This is a genomic window from Xanthomonas hortorum, assembly GCF_040279205.1.
In the GTDB taxonomy this organism is placed as follows: Bacteria; Pseudomonadota; Gammaproteobacteria; order Xanthomonadales; family Xanthomonadaceae; genus Xanthomonas; species Xanthomonas hortorum_F.
Genome location: NZ_JBEOLS010000003.1, coordinates 127185 through 144129, shown reverse-complemented (window position 1 = coordinate 144129; position 16945 = coordinate 127185). Strand labels below are relative to the sequence as shown.

Annotated in this window: 12 protein-coding genes; 3 read left to right on the top strand and 9 right to left on the bottom strand. The window is 63.8% G+C overall.

Annotated features, from left to right (window positions below; translation table 11 throughout):
* Positions 1-25 precede the first annotated feature (25 nt).
* The 3 genes from ABS769_RS02485 to rpoE all read right to left on the bottom strand — a co-directional run bounded on the left by ABS769_RS02485 (position 26) and on the right by rpoE (position 3220).
* The gene (locus ABS769_RS02485; protein WP_317060159.1) at positions 26-1612 is read right to left on the bottom strand and encodes a DegQ family serine endoprotease; all 1587 of its coding nucleotides are present in this window, start codon (positions 1610-1612) and stop codon (positions 26-28) included.
* A gap of 109 nt (positions 1613-1721) precedes the next feature.
* Positions 1722-2603: a sigma-E factor negative regulatory protein gene (locus ABS769_RS02480; protein WP_317060160.1), complete on the bottom strand. Its 882-nt coding sequence runs from the start codon at positions 2601-2603 to the stop codon at positions 1722-1724.
* Positions 2600-3220 (bottom strand): RNA polymerase sigma factor RpoE, encoded by a 621-nt coding sequence (gene rpoE, locus ABS769_RS02475; protein ID WP_043908138.1) that lies wholly within the window; start codon positions 3218-3220, stop codon positions 2600-2602. Before rpoE ends, ABS769_RS02480 begins: the two co-directional genes overlap by 4 nt.
* Positions 3221-3455: 235 nt before the next feature.
* On the opposite strand from rpoE, the gene ABS769_RS02470 reads away from it, so the two are divergent.
* Complete coding sequence (locus ABS769_RS02470; protein WP_317060161.1) at positions 3456-5537, top strand: 3-hydroxyacyl-CoA dehydrogenase NAD-binding domain-containing protein; 2082 nt, start codon at positions 3456-3458, stop codon at positions 5535-5537.
* Positions 5538-5706: 169 nt separating this feature from the next.
* On the opposite strand, the gene ABS769_RS02465 is transcribed toward ABS769_RS02470, so the two are convergent.
* Positions 5707-8559: a TonB-dependent receptor gene (locus ABS769_RS02465; RefSeq protein ID WP_317060162.1), complete on the bottom strand. Its 2853-nt coding sequence runs from the start codon at positions 8557-8559 to the stop codon at positions 5707-5709.
* Here ABS769_RS02465 and ABS769_RS02460 point away from each other — a divergent pair.
* Positions 8510-8848, top strand: coding sequence for a hypothetical protein (locus ABS769_RS02460; protein ID WP_317060163.1), 339 nt, complete (start codon positions 8510-8512; stop codon positions 8846-8848). The genes ABS769_RS02465 and ABS769_RS02460 overlap by 50 nt on opposite strands.
* A 110-nt stretch (positions 8849-8958) precedes the next feature.
* On the opposite strand, the gene ABS769_RS02455 is transcribed toward ABS769_RS02460, so the two are convergent.
* Positions 8959-10530, bottom strand: coding sequence for a tetratricopeptide repeat-containing sulfotransferase family protein (locus tag ABS769_RS02455; RefSeq protein ID WP_317060164.1), 1572 nt, complete (start codon positions 10528-10530; stop codon positions 8959-8961).
* Positions 10531-10570: 40 nt separating this feature from the next.
* Complete coding sequence (locus ABS769_RS02450) at positions 10571-11029, bottom strand: hypothetical protein (RefSeq protein WP_430544120.1); 459 nt, start codon at positions 11027-11029, stop codon at positions 10571-10573.
* Between the two features lie 160 nt (positions 11030-11189).
* Between ABS769_RS02450 and ABS769_RS02445 the strand changes: the two genes are divergently transcribed.
* On the top strand, positions 11190-12692 hold the full coding sequence (locus ABS769_RS02445; RefSeq protein WP_317060165.1) for a tetratricopeptide repeat-containing sulfotransferase family protein: 1503 nt from the start codon (positions 11190-11192) through the stop codon (positions 12690-12692).
* 12 nt (positions 12693-12704) lie between these two features.
* Here the strand turns inward: ABS769_RS02445 and ABS769_RS02440 are convergent, their stop codons facing one another.
* The 3 genes from ABS769_RS02440 to mmsB form a co-directional block, all read right to left on the bottom strand.
* On the bottom strand, positions 12705-13988 hold the full coding sequence (locus tag ABS769_RS02440; RefSeq protein WP_317060167.1) for an aspartyl/asparaginyl beta-hydroxylase domain-containing protein: 1284 nt from the start codon (positions 13986-13988) through the stop codon (positions 12705-12707).
* Between the two features lie 169 nt (positions 13989-14157).
* Positions 14158-15123, bottom strand: a complete 966-nt coding sequence (locus ABS769_RS02435) for a cation diffusion facilitator family transporter (RefSeq protein ID WP_317060168.1) — start codon at positions 15121-15123, stop codon at positions 14158-14160.
* A gap of 807 nt (positions 15124-15930) precedes the next feature.
* Positions 15931-16833, bottom strand: a complete 903-nt coding sequence (gene mmsB / locus ABS769_RS02430; protein ID WP_317060263.1) for a 3-hydroxyisobutyrate dehydrogenase — start codon at positions 16831-16833, stop codon at positions 15931-15933.
* Between the last annotated feature and the right edge of the window lie 112 nt (positions 16834-16945).

Sequence of the window (16945 nt, the reverse complement as noted above, 5' to 3'; positions counted from 1 at the left end):
GATTCCCGATTCTCCATTCCCTCCCTCAGCCGCCAGCCTTCAAAGCGACATAGCTGGTCGCCTTGCCGTCGGTGACCAGCAGCATGACCACATCGCCCTTCTTGACACTGGCCAGCGCGCGGTTGATGTCGGCGACGCTGCCGACCTTGGTGCGACCGACACGCGCGATGATCAGGCCCGGCGACAACGGCGGCTGGGTGCTGCGTGCCGCCGCACCGGTGACCGAAGCGATGCGCACGCCCTCGCCCGCTTCTAGGCCCAGGCGACTGCGCTCGGCGGCGGTCAGATCGGCGAGCTGCAGCCCGAGCAGTTCCACACTGGCCGGTGCGCTGGGCTTGCTGTCGTCGGCAGCGGTGCGCGGTGCGGCGTTGCCGGCCGGGTTGTCCAGCGTCGCCAGGGTGACCGTCACCTTGCGCGGCTTGCCGTCGCGCAAGACATCCAGCGTGACCTTGGTGCCCGGCGCCATCAGGCCGATCATCGGCGGCAGATCGCTGGCCGCCTCGATCGGCTTGCCGTTGACGGCGGTGATCACATCGCCCACTTCGATCCCGGCCTTGGCGGCCGGGCTGCCGGCGGGAATGTCGTTGACCAGCGCGCCGCGCGTATCCGGCAGGCTAAGGCCCTGTGCCTTGAGCGAATCGATCGGGCCGACCGCCACACCCAGCATGCCGCGACTCACATGGCCGGTGGCCTTGATCTGTTCGGCGGCACTGAAAGCCAGATCGATCGGGATCGCAAAACTGATACCCATGTAGCCGCCCGAGGCGGAGAAGATCTGCGAGTTGATGCCGACCACTTCGCCACGCGTGTTGAGCAGCGGGCCACCGGAGTTGCCCTGATTGATCGCCACGTCGGTCTGGATGAAGGGCACGTAGCGCTGATCCGCATACGGATTGCTGCGACCGGTCGCACTGACGATACCGGCGGTGACCGAGTGATCCAGACCGAACGGCGAGCCGATCGCCACCACCCACTGGCCCGGCTTGAGCGAATTGGAATCGCCCAGGCGCACCGTTGGCAGGCCCTTGGCCTCGATCTTGAGCAGCGCCACATCGAACTGCTCGTCGCTGCCGACCACCTTGGCCTTGAACTCGCGCCGGTCGGTCAGCTTGACGGTCACTTCGCTGGCGCCATCGACCACGTGATGATTGGTCAGCACATAGCCATCGGCCGAAATGATGAAGCCCGAGCCCATCGACTTGCCGGCGATGCCGCCATCGTCATCGCCCTGCCCTGGGCCACCCGGCCCCTGGCGCGGCCCGCCCGGCATCTGGAAATCCGGCCCGAAGAAGCGGCGGAAGAACTCCGGCATCTGCTCATCGCCCGGCATCGCGCCGCCGTCCTGCCCGCCCGGCCCACCGCGCCGCTGGCGCGCCATGGCGTCCTTGCGGGTGATGGTGGTTTCGATATTGACCACGCCCGGGCCGACCTGTTCGACCAGATTGGTGAAGTCCGGCAGGCCCGCCACCAGCTGCGGCGCCGGCGTGGCGCTGCGGTTGGCGGCAATCGGTGCGGCGTCCTTGGCGGCGGGCGCGGGCTGCTGCGCGCAGGCGGCCAACGGCAGGGTCATGGCGATCAGGCCGAACATCTGGGTGCGGATGCGATGGTTCATCAAGTTGCCTCCGATGGCAGGGCGACAGGGGCCAAAGCCCCTGCCTTTGCAGGGGTCCGGCACGATAACGGAAGGGAGGACGCCGAACCGATGAAGGTCGGCGGCGGGATCAGTCTTGCGGCGGCTGCACCGGCAGCGGCCGGCTCGCTGCCGGGCTGGCAATCGCTTGCGGCGCAGGCTCGAACGGATAGAACGCCGGGCCCTGGCGGCTTTGACTGAAGCTGGCATTGAGCGGACTTTCACCAGCACCGGACAAGGCCGCGCGCGGCCAGGGCCGCGCCTGCAAAGTCATCTCGGAATGCGTGAACGGGTTCGACGGCGCGGCCGGACGCACTGCCGGGGCAACCGGTGCCGGCGTGGCAGCGGCCACCATGCGGGTCGGCGCCTGCTGCTGGCGGGAAGCGACACTGCGGGCCGCCTGCTGATTGCGCGTGGCCGCACCGCGACGGGTGGAAGCCAGCGCAGCGGCAGGCACCGCTGCAGCGAGCGCGACACCCTCGTCGGGCGTGGCCGGATCCGGTGTCGCCGGCGCTTTCGGCGCTGCCGGCGGCTGCACTGCGGCGGGCATCTGCGCGGCCGAGGCGAACACCGGCACCTGGGCGGCAGGCGGCGCCGTCTCGGGCAAACGCTCGCGCGCCATGAACAAGGCGATCGCCGCGACCGATGCCGCAATCGCCGCGCCACCACCCCAACGCCAGCGCGTCGCCGGGCGCGTAGAGGGTTGCGCCTGTGGAGCGGGCTCCTCGGCAATAGCCGTGCGCACACGCGCTGCGAAGTCCAGCGGTGCAGGCGCACTGGCTGCGCCGCGCAGCACGTCGCCGCACAGCTGCCAACGTTCGTGGCAACCGGCCAGCTCGTCGTCGTGCGCCAGACGGCGCAACAAGAAGCGCGACTCGTCGGCGTTCAATTCGCCATCCACCAGCGCAGACAGCTGCTGGCGATAGTGAAGCTCGAACTTGTCGGTGGTGGACATCACAGGGGTATGGCTCATACGCGGTGTCGCTCACGGGTAGCGCTTTCGGTCTCCAGCAGAGGCCGCAGCTCGATGTCGATGGCCTCGCGCGCCCGGAAGATGCGCGAGCGCACCGTTCCGATCGGGCAATCCATTTTTCGCGCGATTTCGTCGTAGCTCAGCCCATCCACCTCGCGCAGGGTGATGGCCGACCGGAGTTCTTCCGGCAGGGCTTGGACCGCACGCATCACCGTTTGTTCCAGCTCCTGTCGCATCAATTCGCGCTCCGGGGTATCGGTGTCGCGCAAGCGGGTCGCCCCATCGAACTGCTCGGCATCGCTGATCTCGATGTCGTCGGTGGGCGGACGGCGGTTGTGCGCAACCAGATGGTTCTTGGCAGTATTCACGGCAATGCGGTGCAACCATGTATAGAACTGCGAATCGCCGCGGAAACTGTTGATCGCGCGGTAGGCGCGCACAAACGTATCCTGGGCCACGTCCTGACATTCGCTCCAATCGGCGATGTAGCGCCCGATCAACGCAACGATGCGGTGCTGGTATTTGCGCACCAGCACATCGAACGCTGCGCTCTCGCCGCGCTGCACACGCCGGACCAGTTCCAGGTCCAGCTCCTGAGGTGTATCGACTTCGGCCATGTCGGGCCGCACTCCTGTCAGCCCACCGAAGTCGGGCAATGAGACCGCCATTGAAAAGAAAAGTTCATACCGATCCGTACGACCGTCACGCATCAGGGTAGCGGCACCGATGCGCCGCTGGCGACGCTTCGCACCAAGCGCACGCCGCCTTGTCGACAGGTATGGGTATTTGACGTGAAGGAAACAACCTCTGGATGATAACGATCTTTCCTTATATCTCCGGACGGCCAGACGCATGCTTCCAGGTTTCGACGGGCTCCGATTCAGCCATTGGCAGGCCGACCTGCGCGAGGACGGCGTGGTCGTGCTCAGCCTTGATCGCCAAGGTGCACCGGTCAACGCGTTTTCGCAGGAGGTGCTGCTCGAACTGGGCGCACTGATCGAACGACTGGCACTGGAGCCGCCCAAGGGCGTGGTGCTGCGCTCGGCCAAGGCCAACGGCTTCATCGCCGGCGCCGACCTGAAGGAATTTCAGGAATTCGACCGCAAGGGCACCGTCAACGACGCGATCCAGCGCGGCCAGAGCGTGTTTCAGAAGCTGGCCGAACTGCCCTGCCCCACGGTCGCGGCGATCCACGGCTTCTGCATGGGTGGCGGTACCGAGATCGCGCTGGCGTGCCGTTATCGGGTGGCCTCCGACGATGGCAGCACGCGCATCGGCCTGCCGGAAACCAAGCTCGGCATCTTTCCAGGCTGGGGCGGCAGCGCCCGCTTGCCGCGTCTGATCGGTGCGCCAGCGGCGATGGATCTGATGCTGACCGGCCGCACCGTGTCGGCCAAGGCCGCGCGCGCGATGGGCCTGGTCGACAAGGTCGCCGCGCCTGCGGTGCTGGTGGATGTCGCCGCCGCACTGGCGCTCACCGGCAGCAAACGCCCGTTCAAACAACGCGCCACCGCGTGGGCCACCAACACCTTGATTGCGCGCAAGCTGCTGGCGCCACAGATGCGCAAACAGGTCGCACGCAAGGCGCGCAAGGAGCATTACCCGGCGCCGTATGCGTTGATCAACGTGTGGGAACGCGCCGGTGGCAGCGGCATCCAGGCGCGCCTGGCCGCCGAGCGCAAGGCGGTGGTGAAACTCGCCAGCACACCGACCGCGCGCAATCTGATCCGCATCTTCTTCCTCACCGAGCGCTTGAAAGCGCTGGGCGGCAAGGACGCTGGCGCTGCGGCGCTGGCCCCTATCCGCCATGTGCATGTGATCGGTGCCGGCGTGATGGGCGGCGATATCGCGGCCTGGGCCGCCTACAAGGGCTTCGAGGTCACGCTGCAGGATCGCGAGCAGCGCTTCATCGATACCGCGCTGACGCGCGGCGGCGAGTTGTTCGACAAGCGCGTGAAAGACGAGGCCAAGCGGCCGGCAGTGGCGGCGCGCCTGCGTGGCGACCTGCCCGGTGCGGGCGTGGCGCAGGCGGACCTGGTGATCGAAGCGATCATCGAACATCCGCAAGCCAAGCGCGATCTGTATCAGTCCATCGAGCCGCAACTCAAGCCCGACGCGTTGCTGACCACCAACACCTCGTCGATTCCGTTGACCGAGTTGCGTGGACACATCCAGCGCCCGACGCAGTTTGCCGGCCTGCACTACTTCAATCCGGTGTCGATGATGCCGCTGGTGGAAATTGTGCAGCACGACGGCCTGGATCCAGCCAACGTCGCGCGCCTGGCGGCGTTCTGCAAGGCGCTGGACAAGTTCCCGGTGCCGGTGGCGGGCACGCCGGGCTTCCTGGTCAATCGCGTGCTGTTTCCGTATCTGCTCGAGGCGGCCACCGCGTATGCCGAAGGCGTGCCGGGCCCGGCGCTGGACAAGACCGCAGTGAAGTTCGGCATGCCGATGGGGCCGATCGAACTGATCGATACGGTGGGGCTGGATGTCGCCGCCGGCGTGGGTGCGGAACTCGCGCCCTTTCTGCACCTGCCGATTCCTGCGGCGCTGGCCACCGTGGAGCCAGGCAAGCGTGGCAAGAAGGACGGCCAGGGTCTGTACAAGTGGGAGAACGGGCGCGCGGTCAAACCCGAGGTCGCCAGTGGCTACACGGTGCCGGCGGATCTGGAGGACCGCCTGATCCTGCCGCTGCTCAACGAAGCGGTCGCCTGCCTGCACGACGGCGTGGTGGCCGATGCGGACCTGCTCGATGCGGGCGTCATCTTCGGCACCGGCTTTGCCCCGTTCCGTGGCGGCCCGATCCAGCACATCCGCAGCGTCGGCGCCGACGCGCTACTGGAACGTTTGCAGGCACTGCATGCGCGTTACGGCGATCGTTTTGCGCCGCGCCCAGGTTGGGAGTCGCCGTTGTTGCGTGAAGCGGTGGCGTGACACGCTGACTTCAGCTGCGACTTTGAGCAAACGCGCAGCCGAGCCGTTAGCGGCGATCACATGGCATGAGGTCGTGGAGTAGCGCGTCATCGGCGGCGCATGTCGCAAGCAACAAAAAAGAACGGCGAGCTAAAGCTCGCCGTTCTTTTTTACACAGTCACGAAGCGACTTAGAAACGCAGACCCACACTGGTGAAGAAGTAGCGGCCGGCCTGGTCGTAACCACCGAGCGAGTTGCCGTTGTAGGTCAGGCTGCCACCCACCAGCGGCGGTTCCTTGTCGGCGATGTTGTTGACGCCCAGCGTCCAGGTGACGTAATCGCCCAACTGCATCGAACCGGAAAGGTCGAAGTAGTTATAAGCCGAGACCTTGTTGTCCTGGTTGACCAGGCGCACGTCGGTGGTCCCTGCTGTGCCATCTGTGTTCTGGTAGTCCAGTTCACCGATATAGCGCCAACGCAGACTGACGGTGTAGCGGTCGAAGTTGTAGCGCGTACTCAGCACATGCCGCCACTCGGCACTGTTGCACGCCACGTTGACCACGCCAGCACAGTCGTAGGTCACTTCCTGCACACCCGGAACCGGCTCGTATTCCTGCTTGAGGGCATAGCTGCCCATCATCGAGGCGGTCAGGCGGCCCGGGCCGACACTCCATGCATACGACGCAGTCAGATCGATACCCTGGAAGTGCAATGAGCCGAAATTGTCCTGGGAATTGAAGATCAGACCGGAGATGTCCGCATCGCTGCCGCGGAACAGATCGCCTGTTGTGGCATTGCGGCGGACGCGGCTGCAGATATCCGCATTGCCGGTCACACCGCAGGCGGTCAGGATGTTGGATGAACCGATCGAACGGATCGCATCGTCGATCTTGATGTCGTAGTAATCCACGCTCAGATCGAGCCCCTTGATCGGGCTGGCAGCAAAGCCGACCGTCCAGGTGTTGGCCGTTTCCGGCTGCAGTGAAGCATTACCGCCGCCGATTTCGTTGTACTGCCCCGCCGGGTTTGCTGCAACGCGGCCGTACTGCGCCGCCGTCACGCCCGTGTTGGCGCATTGGGCCTGGGTAAATGTCGGATTGGCGCCAGCGCAGGGGTCGCTCCCGCTCCACAAATTGATTGTATTTTCGTTGTACAGCTCGGTGACGTTCGGAGCGCGGATCGCACGGTTCCAGCCTGCACGCAGATGGTATTTACCGTCGACAAACGTCGCACCCAGACCGACCTTGTAGGTACTGACGCCCCCGGAGATGTCGTAGTCCGAGTAACGATAGCCAAGCTGCATGTCGAGGTTGTCCAGGCTGCCTGCCTTCGCCAACAACGGCACCGCGCCTTCCAGAAACAGTTCCTTGACGCTGATGTCGCCGGACACGTTGGAGGTGGGACCGCCCAGACCGGTGAAATTGCCGGTCTGCATATTGCTGTCGGCCACCCGCTTGAAGGTTTCGGTGCGGGTTTCCACACCACCGACGACGCTGATCGGGTTATCGCCGGCCCACGGCAGGCTATAGCCAAAGTTGCCGGTCACATAGGCGTTGAACACGCGCATCGAGGTTTCGTAGTTGACGATACCCACGCCCTGCAGGGCTTCTGCCTCGGCTGCGGTGACGCTATCGTTCCACACGCTGTACGGCACGCAGCCGTCGAACGAGCCTGGCTGGCAGCCCAGCAGTGCATCGCGTACGCGGGTGGTCACGAAGTCGTTGATGTTCTCGGACTTGGTGGTGCTGCGGTTGTAGGTGAACGATGCGTCGTAGGACCAGTTGTCGTTGATATCGCCCTGCGCACCGCTGGTGATGCTGAAACTGTTGCTGTCCGAATTGGTGATACGCGGGCCGCCTTCGACATTGCGCTTGGCGACATACACAGTGAATTCGTCATCGGTGATGCCGACATCGTTACACAGGCTGCCAAGCACCGACGTGCCGCAATTGACATTGAGATCGGTAAAGAACGCACCCGATGGCGCAATCTGCGTTGAACTCTTGCGGTTGACGAACAAGGTTTCGAGGTAGGGCTTGAAGTGCTCGTTCACTTCGTACTTGAAGCTGCTGCCGGCGGTATAGCGCGTATCCGGGCGCTGGTAGTAATTCACCGGCGCAAAGTTGTAGAGATTCGGAGATGCGACCTGCGACCAGGTGCCGCCTGCGGAAGGCTGCACGTAGAACGCACCCGCAGACGGCGCGACAACATAGAAATTGGCCGGGTCTGCAGTAGCCGAGCCGCCGCAAGCAGTGCCGCGATTGCTCAATGCGCACGCAGAGTAATCGCGCTGCCCCTGCAGCAACGGATCGTTTTCGCGCCAGGTTGCCCATGCGGTGGCGTGACCCGATTCGCCGAAGCTGCCGCCGATGGCAAGGTCTACATTGCGCGAGATACCGTCGAAGCCGGAATTGCCGGTCGGATAATCGTATCCCGCATCATCCATCAGGCCGCGCATCAGCTTGTTGCCATTGTCGTGCTGGTAAGCGTTGTAGCCCATGTCGACGCTGACACCTTCGAACTCGTCGTCCAGCACGAAGTTGACCACACCGGCGACGGCATCCGAGCCGTACACCGCAGAGGCGCCGCCGGTCAGAATATCCACACGCCGCACCAATGATGCGGGAATGATGCTGATATCCGGGCTTTCGCCGATGCCCTTGGGAATGCGCCGGCCATTGACCAGGGTCAACGTGCGCTGCGCGCCGAGGCCGCGCAGATCGACCGTTGCATAGCCGTCCGACCCATTGTTGGCGAAGTTATCGAACGTCGCAGCGAGTTGCGGATATTGATTGATCAGATCTTCGACCTTGGTCGAGCCGGAGTATTGGAATTCTTCCTTGTTGATTTCTGCCACCGGACTGGAGGCGGTCATTGTCTGGCTCTTGATACGCGTGCCGGTGACATTGACCGTGTCCAGGCTCTTGGCATCCAACGACGGCTGCTCCTGTGCCATGACGGTTCCCGACAAGGCCAGCGCAGCAGCGCCAACCGTGAGCGACACCCTGATGGCATCGCGCAACTTGGTGGTCTTCAATCTCATCTTTCTCTCCGAAAGTCCGAACGGGGGAAAGCAGCGCAATGCGTCGGCATCTGAAGTGATGCGAGCGCGGATCGACTGCGACATCGTTGGCGAACGCATCAAACTGCGCAGCCACACTGGCAAACGGCCGGGCGAAGAGCGCTCCGAAAAACGTTGCCAACCCGATGTTAAGACGATGTTGACGAAAGTTAAAGCGCCATTCAGAAATGCTCTGAATAGGTGCGTTGAAGCCCCAAAAGAGTGCGCCCGTCACGGAAAAACTGTCTTGACGCACCTCTACGACCTGTAGAGGCTGGTCTCCGCAATCGTGGTTATGTCTACTCCATACAAGCTAAAGCTCGCTTCCCTGTGCCAGTTGGGCTTGTTGGTAATTGAGAGCGAATCCCTAGAAACTGAAACTCAAGACACGCGCACACCCGCCGCTTGAAGCCGCGTCACTAACGGAGCGAGCTCGTTCAAATGCCGCCGAGAACTGTGCACCGACCGTTGATGGACCTCGCCACGCACCTGCGCAGCGCTGGCAGTGACAAACGCCACGTCCTTCAATTCGGACGTATTTTCGTTCGATGAAAGTCCACACCACGTCATCACCCGCGTGATCTGATGCTCGGTATCGCGCACCAGATCTTCGTAATGCACATCGAGAATTTTCTCGGGCAGCACCGTGTGCCAGTGGCGCATGGTCTGCTTGTATGCGAGGTAATAGTCGCCAAGCTCATCGAGCGCGTATGAAAACGGATAGGCGTTGTAGAACAGGGTCTTGTACATCGCATAGCACGTGTCCAGCGGATCGCGCACCAGATGGATGATGCGCGCCCGCGGCAGCGCGGCCGCAATCATGCCGCAGTAAAGATAATTGACCGGCATTTTGTCGATGAGTACCGGATGGTCATGCACCACTTCGCGAGCGCCGCGCAGATACTCTTTGCCGACTGCTGCGAAATCGATCTTCAGCGACGCCTGCGCCGCTGTCAGGCCGGGATTGCTCGCCATCACGCCAGAGGTGGCGCTTCCAAGAACTGCTCCGAAATCCATCAATTCGCCTGCAGAGCGCGCGCCGCCGCGTTGTATGAGCAGTCGTTCCAACAAGGTGGTGCCTGACCGCGGCAGGCCGACGATGAAGATCACGCCCTCACCGTCGTGACCCGGCCGCAACGTGCGTAGGGCATCCGCAGCATAGGCTTGGCGCACCGCAGCGATATGCGCACACTCGGCGGTTACGTCGTACTGCAAGGTCTTGCGCTTGCATGCCGCTGCTGCGGTCAATGTTTCGAAGGATTGTGCATGTTGCCCAAGATCTTCCAGTTCCTTGGCCAAGGCGTACAGGCCTGCGGCCCTGGCAGATGGCTCCGATAGCGTGGTTGCCAGCCGGTGGCGCAGGTCGTCCAGATGGTTGTGCTGCCCGTTCTGCCGCCGGAGCGTTGCGCGCAGGTACAGCGCATCGCCAGCATTTGGGGCAAGTTGCAATAGCCGCTCCACGGTGACCTCAGCGGCATCGAATTCGCCACCGAAGAACTGCATGGTCGCCAGGTCGTACAGCAAGGCGGGCTGGTCCCCCAGCAACGTCAGCGCTTGCTGATAGGCATCACGGGCTGCAGCCACGTCCTGGCAGCCACTGTACAGCGCGCCGATCCGCCACCACGCGTTGCCATCCGCTGCTGCAAGCGCCTGCGCTTGATGCGCGATCAACGTCGCCTCCCGGCGACGGCGCAGCTGTATCAGCAGGCTGGCATATTTGATCAATAAGGGAAGTGGCGACGATGCCACCGCTGCAGCGTTGGCGATGCACTCGGCTGCAGCGTGTGGATCACCGTTGGCCAACCGTGCTTCGCTTGCGAATTCGAGCAGGTGCGCGTTGTCAGGCTGGTCTGCGCAGGCGCGATCGGCCAGAGCAATTGCGTCGGCATAACGGCCTTGACGCAGCAATTGATATCCGTCGCGCAAGAGTGCGCGCAGCTGTGTCTCAGTCAATCCATTCTCCCTGTTTGGTGCACTGTGGCCGGTAATCTGGCTAGTCGATACGACGCGCGCGCAGCGCCACGCCGGCAGCGGTCACCAGCATGTAGCTGCCCATTGCCGCCTTGCGAAGCACTATCACATCACCTTCGGCCAAATGGCCGCGGCTGCTTGCTTCTGTCAATGCCCAGCGCTGGTGCGTATCAAGAGACACCGTGCGGGTGCCATCTGCCTGATAGGTCACTGCAAGCACTGTTGCGCTCAGTTGCGCAGGCGAGGACCGTCTCGCCGCCGAAGCAGCAGATACTTCATCAGCGCTATGACCAAACTCGCGCACGCCCCTGCTGGCTTCTGCGGCCCGTACGGCCTGCGCTGGCGGGAAGCTGGCGTCGTAGCAGGCCAGCCGCGGCAATGGCTCAAGTACCGACGCGCATCGATGCGTTGGAGTCTCCTGAGCCACCACACCCCATGTGCAGCACATGATTGCCAGCCCACACAGTCTCCGCTTGTGCATTTGCGCATCTTCAATCGTCGGTTGCGCCTGAGCATACAAGGCAACCGGACGGCGGTGGAGAGACAGGCCGGCGCTGTGTTGCCTGGCATCGATTGAACAGGCTGCAAGCGCCCTCTAAGCTGCGGGTCTGAACTGACGCACCGCCTCCCAGGATTACGCCTTGAACATGTCTTTGCAGCAGGCCGCACAACTACTGCAGCAGGGCCAGTTGCAGCAGGCGATCGTGGCGTATCAGCGCGTGCTGCAGACGCAGCCGCGCTCGGCCGATGCCTGGTACAACCTGGGGTACTTGTTACGCCGGACCGGCAATGCGTCCGGTGCGCTGGACGCTTATGCGCAGGCATTGGTCTGTGGCGCGACAGCGCCCGAGCAGATCCACCTCAATCGCGCCGCTCTTTATAGCGACCATCTGCATCAGGAGGCGGCGGCGTTGCGCGAACTCGACCTGGCGCTGCGCTGCCGGCCCGACTACGCTCCGGCGCTGCTCAATCTGGGCAATCTGCACGAGGAACTGGGCGCACGCGATCAGGCGATTGCGGCCTATTGCCGACTTGTCGCTCTTGTCGATAGCGACGCCGCTACGCACGCGCTGCAACTGCAAGCCACTGCACGCCTGCTGCATCTGGATCCCCCTACCCACGCCGAGGACATGCGCCTGCTCATACTCGGGCAGGCAGTCTCGGCACCCGACCAGGATCCGGAGCTTGTCGCCAGCTTGCTGCATGCGCTGGCCCACGCCTACGACTGTCTAGGTCTGCACGCACGCGCCTTCGACGCAGCAAGCGCCGGCAATCGTCATGCTCATGCACAGGCAAGGCGCTACGACCCGCTCCGGACACAACAGCATTTCGACCACATCGCGCAGGTATTTGCCGCAGCCGATGGCGCGACCACCCCGCTGCCGCAGGTTGCTGAGCATGACACGGTGTCTCCGCTGTTTATCTGCGGCATGTTCCGCTCCGGCTCCACCTTGGTCGAACAGGCCTTATCGCGCCATCCCTGCATTGCGGCGGGCGGTGAACTGGATGCGCTGCCACGACTGGTGGCACAGTCGCTGTCGCCGTTTCCGCAAGCCGCACATGCGCTGCCCGCTCAAACCCTGGCGCAGTTGGCAACACGCTATCGGAAACGTGTGGCAGCTGCCGTTCCCGAGCAGGCACGCCTGCGCTATATCACCGACAAGCGACCGGATAATTTTCAGCTGATCGGTTTGATCAAGCAGCTGTTTCCTGCCGCCAGGATCGTGCACACGCGTCGCCATCCGCTGGACAACGGACTGTCGATCTTCCTGCAGCAGCTCAATCCGCACAGGTTTGGCTATGCGGGTCGGTTGGAGGATATCGGCCATTTCTATGCGCACTATCGACGGTTGATGGGGCACTGGCTATCGCTGTATCCAGACAGCATCCACACTTTCGACTACGACGCATTCGTCGCCGCGCCAGAACCGACCTTGCGCGCCTTGTTGGACTTTCTGCAGTTGCCGTGGGAACCGGGCTGCCTGGACTTTCACCTTGCAGGTGGGGCAGTGAGAACCGCCAGCTACTGGCAGGTGCGTCGCCCCTTGCATGCGGATGCGTCTGGGCGCTGGCGACACTACGCTGCGCAACTTGCTCCTCTGCGCACCGCGCTTGCCCAAGCCGGCATGACGCTTGCCGATTGAACCTAGCCGTCTTCAACCAGCGCGGTGGCGCGCGATGGCGGTTTCCATGGCATTGACCATGCCGCGCTCTTCCTGAGTCAGCAGCGGGTTCCAGATATCGAAGATCAGTACCACGCGTACCTGCGCACTATCGTTGCGCGCCTCATGCTCGATCGAGTCGTCGAACACCAGCACCTTGCCGACCTCCCAGCGCCGCCAGTCATAACCCACGCGAAAACTGCAGCCCTCCGGCACGATCAACGGCAGATGCGCCACCAGACGCGCATTGGTTTCGCCATGGTGCGGCGGAATGACGGTCTGCGGCGCCAGGACCGAAAACATCGCGTTGGGACACACGCCGTCGATCTGCGCGGCATCGACCAATGACAATGCGGCTGCAGTGGCGGGACACCCCACTAGATGCTCCTGCACCGGCTTGCCATGGGCCCAGAGTGGATAGGAACTCCACGCAGGCGAATGATTGAGGTCTTTCCATTGATTGACCGGCTGATCAGGCGCGTAGGCGATATAAGGGGCGAATCCGCGTTGATCGTCGTGCATGACCGCATGCAACTCCTGGGCGATTGCGTCGGTCTGGTCCTGCACCGCATCGATCCACGGGAAGGCTTCCGTTGCATGAAACGGCAAGGCCGGCAATCGCGGTACATACAGGCGGTTGGATTGGGAATGGAAGGGGCGACTGCGCCCGCAGGCGATCGCTGCGGCCTCGTCCCAGCGTCCCCGTAGCGCTGCATCCACCGCTGCACTTGGGCTCGCAAGCAAGGTCCGCAACTGGGTTTCCAGTTCCAGCGTGTCCTGTTCCACCGCTTGCTTGGCAAGGGCTAGCTTGCGACGTAACACCGCCGGCCATTGCGGTTCTGGCGGTGCCACTTTCAAAGCATCGCGATAGACCGCGGCGGCTGCACGTGGGCGACCACGCGCTTCCAAAAACGCCGCCTTGGCCAGCAGGCCGGGCAGGAAGTAGGCATCCAGCGCCAAGGCGGTACTGATGGCCTGCCACTCGCCATCCAGATCGCCCTGCGCCTGCTTCACCACCGCAATGGTCAGGACGATCATCGGGTCGCCTGGGCTGCTTGCGCGTGCGCCGCTCAGGTACTCCAACGCTGCCGTTGTGTCGCCCCGTTGGTAGGCGTGCACGCCCAGGCTATACAAGGCTTGTGGATGCGCAGGCGCCAATCGACGCACCTGTGCCCATAACTGCTCGGCCTGTTGCCATTGCCCCGCCGATGCCGCGGCACCTGCCTCGGCGATCAGCGCGGCGATCTGTTCGTTGGTCTGTTCGATCTGTACCGCCATGGCACTCGCAGCCTGTCAGCCTTCCCCGGCTCGATCATACGGCTTGAGCGGCATCGCAACAGCCAGGCTGCTACGTAGCACGTTGCCTGTGCGCGACCTGCACACGCTGCTGTGAGCGACGACCTGCCAGCGGCGCCGCTTCAGGATGCTAACGCCCCGCAAAAAAAAATCAGTGCGAGTGGCCGCCGTGAGAGTGCGCGTGCCCCTGGTGATCGTGCTCCGCAGCGCCTTTCGACACGCTTGGCGTCCCGCACGGCTCGGTGCCGCAGTCGCCGCTTTCCACCTGCAGGGTGACGTGGGTGATCTCGAAGCGCTCGTGCAGGAGTTCGCCGAGCGCCTCGCGCAGGCGGTCGCGGTCGGTGGTTTCGCTGACCACCACGTGTGCGGTGAGTGCGGGCGTGCTGGAGGCCAGCGCCCAGACGTGCAGATCGTGGACGTCTTCGACGCCGGGATAACTGCTCAGCGCTTGCTGCACCTGAGGCAGGTCGATGCCTTTGGGCACGCCTTCGAGCAATACGTTGATCGCTTCGCGCAACAGCACCCAGGTGCGCGGCAGCACCCACAGGCCGATCAGCACGGCCAGCACCGGGTCGATCCACTGCCAGCCGGTCCAGCGGATCAGCAGCGCGCCGATGATCACCGCCACCGAGCCGAGCATGTCGCTCCAGACTTCCAGATAGGCACCCTTGACGTTGAGACTCTCGCCGCTGCCGGCGTGCAACAGCTTCATCGCGATCAAGTTGATCACCAGGCCGAAGCCGGCGATCCACAGCATGCCGCTGGAGGAAATATCCTGCGGCGCGCGAAAGCGTTGCGCCGCTTCCCACAGGATGTAGGCGCCGACCGCGAACAACAGCGCGCCATTGGCCAGCGCGCCTAGCGCCTCCAGACGCACATAGCCATAGGTGCGACGCGCGTCGGCAGGGCGTCGGCTCAACCGCACCGCGACCAGCGCGATCATCAGGCCGACGGTGTCGGTGGCCATATGCGCGGCGTCGGACAGCAGCGCCAGGCTGTTGGTGATGAACGCGCCGATGACCTCCGCCAACAGGAAGGTGGCGGTCAGTGCGAGCGCCCACCACAACGGTTTCTCGTGGCGGATGTCGCTGGGTGCGTGGTTGTGGTCGTGTCCCATGGATGCAGTGGCCTCGTGCGATCCGCGCACCTTAGGCGCACGCGATGGCGGAGACTATTACACCTAGGCGTGATGACATCACATCACGTGGGCACGGTGATGTGCCTTATTGCCCACAGGCCGGGTGGCAACTTGGAGCGGCTAACAAAAGCTCTCGAACTCCGCAGCGATGGCGGCAACGTGCTAGCCACACTGCCTTCGTTGACGAGTGGAGTGATGTCGGTAGTGGCAGTGACATCGCTCGGATCGAGAAGAGCCGATCAGACCGCACATCATCGGACGGCCGCACTACTTGCCCTGCTTGCCCTGCTTGCAACCATGCACACCGACACTCTCGACTGGTCCTTGCCCGCTCACCGTCGCGGGACCTTACGCGGCATGGATGCCGCGTAAGAGCCTACATGGACGTACTTGCGGCGTGTCCCGCGAGGGTGGGCGGGCAAGGGCCCTGCAGCAAACCCACAGATCAGCCGCTCTGCCTTGCGGCGTGTCCCGCGACGCTGGGCAGGCAAGGGCCCCGCAGACAAGCCACAGATCAGCCGCTCTGCCTTGCGGCGTGTCCCGCGACGCTGGGCAGGCAAGGGCCCCGCAGACAAGCCACAGATCAGCCGCTCTGCCTTGCGGCGTGTCCCGCGATGGTGGCCGGGCAAGGGCCTCGCAGCCAAGCCGCAAATCATCCGCTCTGCACCCGACGCATACCCGTTCGATCACCTATCAAAACGGATGCGAGTTACATCAAGACGGATACGAGTTACAACGCCGGCGACGCCCACCTGGTGGTGGGCGTAGTAGCTCTATTAGCCACTCTCAGACCTTGGCAACCAACTTGATCACGCTGGAAAAATCCAGCGCACCGTTACCGGCCTGGCTGTTCATCGCGTACAGATTGCGCGCCAGCTCGCCGAGCGGAATCGACACACCCGCCTGCACTGCGGACTCAGTGACCAGCCCCAGATCCTTGAGCATCAGATCGTTGCCGAAACCGCCGCTGTAGCCGCGCGAAGCCGGTGCGTTGGGCAGCACGCCCGGCCAGGGATTGCAGACTTCGGTGGCCCAGCTGCGCCCGGTGCTGACCGCCATCATCTGCGACAGCACCGCCGGGTCCAGCCCCTGCGCGACGCCCAGCGCCAGCGCCTCGCCGGTGGCCGCCATGATCACGCCCAGCGCCATGTTGTTGCACAGTTTGGCGACCTGGCCGGCGCCGCTGGCGCCAACGTGGAAGATGTTCTTGCCCATGGCCTGCAGCACTGGGCGGGCGCGCTCAAGCGTCTCGGCTGCACCGCCGACGATGAAGGTCAGCGTGCCGGCCGCCGCGCCCGCGGTACCGCCAGAAACCGGCGCGTCCAGCATCGCCAAGCCACGCGCCTGCGCTGCGGCGGCGACCTTGCGCGCGGTAACCGGTGCAATGGTGCTGCAGTCGATCACCAAGGCACCTTCTGGAATCTGCGCCAGAATGCCGGCCTCGCCGAAGTACAGGCCTTCTACATGGCGGCTGGCCGGCAGCATCGAGATCACGATCTCGGCATCGGCCAACGTGTCGTGCGCCGACCCGGCGGCATGCGCACCGGCTGCGGCGGCGGCGTCCAGTGCGGCAGGCACCAGATCGAAGACGCGTAGCTGGTGCCCGGCCTTGATCAGGTTGGCAGCCATCGGCCCGCCCATATTGCCCAGGCCGATAAAGGCGATCTTGCTCATGGTGTCGGTTTCCAGGTTAGAACGATCATCAATCGTTAGTGCGGGTCATGGATTGGCGGCTGCATCGCAAGGCGACCCTCGCAAACTTCGGGCTTGTCGGCGCCAATGCGAACCTTGCGAATCCCCC

Excerpts from the sequence above, each read along its gene's own strand:
- ABS769_RS02480 (WP_317060160.1), bottom strand. The coding sequence starts at position 2,603 with ATGAGCCATACCCCTGTGATGTCCACCACCGACAAGTTCGAGCTTCAC.
- ABS769_RS02440 (WP_317060167.1), bottom strand. The coding sequence starts at position 13,988 with ATGGCGGTACAGATCGAACAGACCAACGAACAGATCGCCGCGCTGATC.
- ABS769_RS02470 (WP_317060161.1), top strand. The coding sequence starts at position 3,456 with ATGCTTCCAGGTTTCGACGGGCTCCGATTCAGCCATTGGCAGGCCGAC.
- ABS769_RS02485 (WP_317060159.1), bottom strand. The coding sequence starts at position 1,612 with ATGAACCATCGCATCCGCACCCAGATGTTCGGCCTGATCGCCATGACC.
- ABS769_RS02435 (WP_317060168.1), bottom strand. The coding sequence starts at position 15,123 with ATGGGACACGACCACAACCACGCACCCAGCGACATCCGCCACGAGAAA.
- ABS769_RS02465 (WP_317060162.1), bottom strand. The coding sequence starts at position 8,559 with ATGAGATTGAAGACCACCAAGTTGCGCGATGCCATCAGGGTGTCGCTC.
- rpoE (WP_043908138.1), bottom strand. The coding sequence starts at position 3,220 with ATGGCCGAAGTCGATACACCTCAGGAGCTGGACCTGGAACTGGTCCGG.
- ABS769_RS02450 (WP_430544120.1), bottom strand. The coding sequence starts at position 11,029 with ATGCACAAGCGGAGACTGTGTGGGCTGGCAATCATGTGCTGCACATGG.